The sequence below is a fragment of the Robinsoniella sp. genome (genome assembly GCF_034124845.1).
Map to the genome: position 1 here is coordinate 10,278 of NZ_JAWYAJ010000492.1, position 7,250 is coordinate 17,527.

A 7,250-nucleotide genomic window follows, 5' to 3' on the forward strand; every position below is an offset into this window, starting at 1 on the left:
GGAATTAACCATGAAGCGTCAAAAAATAAAAGTAGATACGATTCGTTATCAAATGCTTCCGGATAAAGTCGGGTATATTGCGATCAGCGAGTTTGATGAAGTGACAGTTGACCAGTTTAAGAATGCAATTGATGATCTTCAGAAACAGGGAATGGAAAAAGTTGTTTATGATCTCCGTAATTGTCCGGGCGGACTTTTGGACAGCGTTGTTTCCATGCTGGATTATATTCTGCCCGATGGATTGATTGTATATACGGAAGATAAAAATGGCACCCGCCTGGATGAAATATCCGGAGCGGATGGTCATGAAGTCAAATTGCCGACAGTGGTATTAATGAATGGAAATTCAGCCAGTGCGGCAGAAGTATTTGCAAGCGCAATCCGGGATTATAAATGGGGGACATTAGCCGGTACTACTTCTTTCGGTAAAGGAATTGTACAAAATCTTATTCCATTAGAAGACGGTACAGCCGTGAAACTTACCATTTCCAGTTATTTCACAAAAAGCGGATATTCGATCCAGGGTAAAGGTCTGGAACCGGATGTCGTGATAGAAGCGGATGAAGAACAGGCAGCAGAAGCTAATATTGCGCTGGAAAAGGATAAACAGCTTCAGGAAACATTGAAAATTTTTTATAAACTGGATAAGAAACAGGCAGATTAACAGGCACATCAAAAGAAGCGATCTAAAAACTGATTAAAAAGCAGGGCAAAATGGTATACGTTAAATCCATTTCGCCCTGCTTTTTCGTATCAATTATATTTAATACCTGTTAAATGCATGAATACCGGGATACACAGCATCATTCCCCAGTTCTTCTTCAATGCGAAGGAGCTGGTTATACTTTGCAACTCTCTCACTTCTGCTTGGTGCTCCGGTTTTGATCTGCCCGGTTGAGAGGGCAACTGCAAGATCCGCAATAGTTGTATCTTCCGTTTCTCCGGAGCGGTGTGAGGCAATTGCCGTATAGCCTGCCTGTTGAGCCATTTTGATGGCTTCCAGCGTTTCCGATACCGTTCCGATCTGGTTAAGTTTAATCAAAATAGAATTACCGCAGCCCATTTCAATACCTTTTTTCAAGCGTTTGGTATTGGTGACAAAGAGATCATCGCCTACTAACTGAACCTGACTTCCCAGCTCTTTTGTAAGGAGCTGCCAGCCCTGCCAGTCTTCTTCATCTAAGGCGTCCTCAATGGAATAAATGGGATATTTTTCACAAAGCATCTTCCAGTGGGCAATAAGTTCCTGGGATGTGAAGGTTTTTTTGCACTTTGGAAGCAGATAAGTGCCAGGAGTCTCACCTTTCCATTCACTGGAAGCCGCATCAATCGCCAGTACAAAATCCTTTCCGGGTTGATATCCCGCCTCTTCCACTGCCATTAATATATACTGGATGGCTTCTTCATCGCTGGAAAGATCCGGCGCAAATCCTCCTTCATCTCCAACGGAAACAGCCAATCCTTTAGACTTTAATATGGATGCCAGTGTATGGAATACTTCTGTACACCAGCGAAGCCCTTCTTTGAAGCTTGGAGCGCCAACGGGCATGATCATAAACTCCTGTACATCAACCGTATTGGATGCGTGCGCACCTCCGTTCAGTATGTTCATCATAGGCACCGGCAGTTTATTTCCGTTGATCCCGCCAAGAAATTGATACAGGGGTATTTTCCGGGAAAGGGAGGCTGCGCGTACACAGGCGATGGAGACGGCAAGAATTGCGTTGGCTCCAAGATTTGATTTATCATCGGTTCCATCTGCCGCTATCATTGCATGGTCGATTTTATAAATATCACCGGCATCCATATTGGAGATTGCCTGATTAATAGTTCTGTTAATATTTTCTACTGCTTTTTGAACGCCTTTACCTTTAAAACGAGCATTGTCATTGTCTCGAAGTTCCAATGCTTCAAAGATTCCGGTGGAGGCTCCGCTTGGAGAGGCACCTCTTCCTATGGTTCCATCCTTAAGATGTACCTCCGCTTCTACGGTTGGATTTCCTCTGGAATCAATAATTTCCCTTCCAATTACTTTTTCTATTTCTAAATGATTCATACCGCACCTCTTTCTGTCACTATGACTGATACAGTAATTGCCTTCAGGCATTACTGTATCAGTATATTATCTGGTTTCCGCTATGAGACCTAATATTTCTTCAATGCTTTTCTTACCAAAATACGCATGTTCCTGATTGATTATCATGCAGGGGACGCTCATAATCTGATAATCTTCCTTTAGCTTAGGAAAATGATTGATATCAAAGACATCACACTGGATATTTTCATTTTCAATAGCTGTCCTGCCAGCGGCCATGACTAAATCCGGACACATGGTACAGGAAAGGGAAATTGCAATCTCTATTTTAACAGGATCGGAAATTGCACGTATCCTAGCGAGTATCCGTTCGTCAATCATCTGACCCGGTCCGGCTGCATTATATAAAGTAACAATAAATGAATTAAATTCGTGTCCCCCCGGTACTCCGTGGAACCGGAAGCCCAGAGATACACCTGAACGATCACATATTTCTATGGAAGGAATTTGTATGGCAGATGCATCCTGTAGAATTTCTGCTTGGATCCAGGTTGTCAGGGATGCCATTTCCCGTACAAACCCTTCCACTTCCCGGGATATGGGGCTTTGATCCAGAAATGCCTTTAAAAGAATCATTTTATGAAACTTTTCAAATAATGGTTTTAACTGGTCCCGCATGGAAGCGGGAATAAATGTGCCATTCGATTCCTCCGTATTTTGTTCCGGCTGTTTATCTGCTTCCAAAGTCTGTCCATTTTTTACCCGCGCAGCAACGGGCATGGGAATAGGCGGTATTTGATTTCGTTCGTGGACTTCGGAAACATGTTTTTCGAGAGCGGTTGCTGCTTTTGCACCATCTGCAACTGCTGTTACTACCTGACGGAGATTTTTTACACAGACATCACCTGCACCGTAAACGCCGTCTATATTCGTTTTATGATTTATATCGGTGATCAGATAGCCATGGTCATCAACTTCTACGACATCTTTGAATAAACTGTTCGCAGGAGCATACCCGGCAAAAACAAAAATGCCGAAGGAACTGCCGTCCTCCGGTTCAAACCGTCTGGTTTCCCCGGTCCGGTTATTGTATAACAATGCATATTGAAGCTTGCCTTCTCCGCCTGCTTCTTTGATTTCCGTATGAAACAGAACCTGAATTTTATCGTAGTGATCCAATTCGTCTGATGCAGACTTTGCACAGGAAAAAGAATCGCCTCGAACCAGTATAAGCACCTGCCTCGCATATTTGGTAAGGAAGATCGCTTCTTCCACAGCTGCGAAACCTCCGCCTACTACCAGAACATCTTTTCCGGTAAAAAATTCTCCGTCGCAGGTTGTACAATAAGCAACTCCTCTTCCTTGAAATTCCTGCTCTCCCGGAAACCCAATTTTCCTTGGGGCTGCACCGGTTGCCAGTATGATACCCAGAGCCTTTTTCTCGCCCCGGTCTGTTGTAACGGTTTTAATATCCGTATCCAAGCTCAGATGTTCCACATTTGCCAGCAGAAATTCTGCACCAAATGCTTCTGCCTGCTTTTGCATTCCATCGGTCAGTTCACTGCCGCTGATACTTGGAATGCCCGGATAGTTTACCACTTCCGAAGTAATGGTGATCTGTCCGCCAAATTTTTCTTTTTCAATCACCAGTGTCCGATACCTGGCACGCGCCATATAGATAGCGGCAGAGAGGCCTGCCGGCCCTCCGCCTACTATAATCACATCATATAACGCTTCCATATTAAATCAGTCCCACAAGCTCCAGGCTTGGTTTCAGTGTCTCTGCACCCGGCTGCCATTTTGCCGGGCACACCTGGTCGCCATGCTCTGCAACAAACTGGGATGCCTGCACCCGGCGGAATAATTCATCTGCATTACGTCCCACGTTTCCGGCGATTACTTCGTAAGCTACAATCTTTCCTTCCGGATTGACGATAAAGCTGCCGCGTTCCGCAAGTCCGTTTTCTTCAATCATGACATCAAAATCTCTTGTTAATTCTCCAGTGGGGTCTGCCAGCATCGGGTACTGGATCTTTTGGATCGTTTTTGAAACATCATGCCATGCTTTATGAACAAAATGGGTGTCGCAGGATACGGAATAAATTTCACAATTGATATTTTTAAACTCCTGATATTTATTTGCCAGGTCTTCTAACTCTGTAGGGCACACAAAAGTAAAATCTGCCGGGTAGAAAAAGAATACCGACCATTTTCCCATAATATCATTTTTCGTTACTTCCTTAAATTCACCTCCTACGTATGCCTGTACTTTAAAATCACTTACATCTCTTCCAATTAATGACATAATTTGTTTCCTCCTTAGATATTCATATTTTAAATTATAGTCAGCTTGTATTATTCCAAAAAATGCTGATCTTATGAATTATTATAGTTAGTTGCTGCTAACTTAATTGTATTTTAACATGTGTAGGAAAGCTCGTCAATAGTTTTTCTAATAATGATAATTATTATTAATTTAAAGGTATGAAATATGAGGCTGAAACTTCAGCCCCAATATTAAATAGGATACATTACTTGAATGCTTACATTTATCGTCAATACTTTATGCCAATATTTTTCGGGAAGACTCTTCCTGGAATTGTTTACTGTAAAGGTCATGATAATAACCCTTCTTTTTCAACAGTTCTAGATGTTTTCCCTGTTCGATAATTTTTCCATCCTTTACAACCAGAATCACATCTGCTTTACGGATGGTGGACAGCCTGTGGGCGATTAAGAAGGAAGTTCTTCCCTCCAGCAGCTGCATGGTTGCATTTTGGATCAACTGTTCTGTCTGTGTATCAATGGATGAAGTTGCCTCATCTAATACAAAGATTCTGGGATCAGCCAGAACTGCCCGTGCGAAAGAAATCAGCTGTTTTTCACCGGTAGACAGGCGGTCACCGCCCTCACCTACATCGCTCTGATAGCCATTTTCCAGTTTGTCTACCACCAGATCAGCGGATACAGCTTTGGCAGCAGCAATTACCTGTTCATCAGTTGCTTCTAAGTTACCGTAACGGATATTTTCCATGACAGTACCGGAGAACAGGTGGGGATTCTGCAGGACATATCCAATGTTGCTGTGAAGCCATAACTGACTGCGTTCCCGGTAATCTTTCCCGTCTATGAGAATCTGTCCTTGGGTTGGTTCAAAAAATCGGCAGGCAAGATTGACCAGCGTACTTTTCCCGGCTCCTGTCTCTCCTACTATTGCCACCGTGGTTCCCTCTGGTATCTTCAGATTAAAATGGCTTAATACTTCTTCGTTTCCATCCGGATAATGGAAAGATACATCTTTAAATTCAATCTCTCCCTGCAGCTTCTCCCAGTTCTCTTTTTTCGGATAGAAAGAATCCCCATATTTATCTGTGATTTCTTTTGAATCCACGATCTGTGGTTCCTGATCCAGTAAACCGGCAACGCGTTCTATATTTGCCTGTACGGAGATAATATCTGCAATATTTCTGGCAAGCTGCTGTATAGGCTCAAAGATCCCAACTGCATAGGATGTAAAGGCGGACAGGGTTCCGATCATCAAAAGGTTCTTTAATACCATATTTCCGCCTTTAGCCAGAACCAGAGCCGTTGCCAGGGAGCTAAACAGCATAACCAGCGGTATATAAACGGCACTTAATCTGGCGGCACGTACTCCAGCGGTTTTCATTTCATCCGTGATTCCCTGGAAGTCATCATAATTTTTATCTTCAATTACAAGGGTTTTGGATGTTTTTGCACCCATAATGCCTTCGTTGTAGGATCCTGTAATTTTCGAATTAATTTTGCGGACTTTCCGGTTCCAGGTCAGAATCTTATTCTGGAAATAGACGGTCAGCAGTGCAATTACAGGGACGATGATAATTACCAGCAGCGCCAGCTGCCAGTTCAGGATCAGCATGGCTATAAATACGCCAAACACATAGGTGGATGCCCATAAAACATCAATCAGATTCCAGGCTACCAGACCTGCGATACGGTTTGTATCACTCATGACTCTGGCAAGAATATAGCCAACCGGTGTTACATTGTAATAAGAAAATGACAATGTCTGAAGATGTACGAAGCATGCTCTCTTTAAATCTCTGCCCACTTTCATTTCCACTTTCATATTGCCTCTTGTAAAGAAGATAACACTTAATGTCTGAAGCAGAATCACGATAGCGTAAACGACTGCGAATCCTGCAATACCGTCGATTGTGTTTTTTTCAATAAAATGATCAATAGCAAAGCGCTGAAACAATGGCAGTGCGATATCCACCAGTGAGCAGAATAAGTTCAGTGCAATGATCATAATAAAAATCTTTTTATATGGTTTTAAAAACGGCAGGATCTTTTTCCAGATCTTTATATCAAATGATTTTGTAAATTCCTGCTCTTCGTAGCTCATATTGCCCCTCCTTCCAGTAACAGACGATCATCATTGTTCATCTGTATATCGTAGATGTTTTTATAGATGCCTTCTTGTGCAATCAGTTCTTCATGGGTACCCATTTGTGCCACACTGCCGTCATCCAGGACCAGAATGCAATCAGCCTGCATCAATGTAGTGATACGGTGTGAGATTAAGATTACAGTTGCTTTTCCCATCTGGTCCTGCAATGCCTCACGGATTTTTGCATCGGTCTCGGCATCTACAGCAGAGAGGGAGTCATCAAATACCATGATGGGAGCTTTCTGCATCAGCATACGCGCGATTGCCACTCTTTGCTTTTGGCCTCCGGATAATGTAACGCCACGTTCTCCCACTATGGTATCATATCCGTTGGTGAAATGTTGGATTGCGTCATCCACACATGCAATTCTGGCGGCTTCCCGAATGGATTCATGACAGACATCTTCATTGGCAATGGCTATATTTTCATGGATTGCCCTGGAGAATAAAAAGGGTTCCTGCAAAACCATACCAATATTTTTTCGTAGATATTCACGGCTCATTTTAGCTATGTCCATGCCGCCAACCGTTATCCTTCCGGATTCTTCTGGAAGGTCATAGAGCCTGTTCAACAGATGCATCAGCGTTGATTTTCCACTTCCGGTTCCTCCCAGTATGGCAAAGGTGCTTCCGGCAGGAATGGTAAAATCCACATTTTTTAAAATGGGATATCCTGTGCTGTAAGAAAAGTTAATATTTTCAAAATGAATGTCCCTGTTCATTGGTCCGTTTTCCACATTTGGATTGTCCTGTTCCTCTTTGGCATCCAGAATATAAGCAACC

Annotated in this window: 6 protein-coding genes; 1 reads left to right on the forward strand and 5 read right to left on the reverse strand. The window is 42.9% G+C overall.

Features of this window, described 5'->3' with window-relative positions; genetic code table 11:
* Positions 1–664: S41 family peptidase (locus ACH2DQ_RS24110; RefSeq protein ID WP_395028569.1), on the forward strand; the 664-nt coding region annotated here is incomplete at its 5' end.
* A gap of 99 nt (positions 665–763) precedes the next feature.
* Here ACH2DQ_RS24110 and eno read toward each other — a convergent pair.
* The 5 genes from eno to ACH2DQ_RS24135 all read right to left on the reverse strand — a co-directional run.
* Complete coding sequence (gene eno / locus ACH2DQ_RS24115) at positions 764–2,056, reverse strand: phosphopyruvate hydratase (protein ID WP_394911357.1); 1,293 nt, start codon at positions 2,054–2,056, stop codon at positions 764–766.
* Positions 2,057–2,122: 66 nt separating this feature from the next.
* Positions 2,123–3,775, reverse strand: a complete 1,653-nt coding sequence (locus ACH2DQ_RS24120) for an FAD-dependent oxidoreductase (RefSeq protein ID WP_395028570.1) — start codon at positions 3,773–3,775, stop codon at positions 2,123–2,125.
* 1 nt (position 3,776) lies between these two features.
* Positions 3,777–4,340, reverse strand: coding sequence for an alkyl hydroperoxide reductase subunit C (ahpC, locus tag ACH2DQ_RS24125; RefSeq protein WP_394911359.1), 564 nt, complete (start codon positions 4,338–4,340; stop codon positions 3,777–3,779).
* Positions 4,341–4,598: 258 nt separating this feature from the next.
* Positions 4,599–6,422 (reverse strand): ABC transporter ATP-binding protein, encoded by a 1,824-nt coding sequence (locus ACH2DQ_RS24130; protein ID WP_394911360.1) that lies wholly within the window; start codon positions 6,420–6,422, stop codon positions 4,599–4,601.
* Positions 6,419–7,250 (reverse strand): ABC transporter ATP-binding protein (locus tag ACH2DQ_RS24135; RefSeq protein WP_395028571.1); only part of this gene is annotated, 832 nt, incomplete at its 5' end. The genes ACH2DQ_RS24130 and ACH2DQ_RS24135, both read right to left, overlap by 4 nt.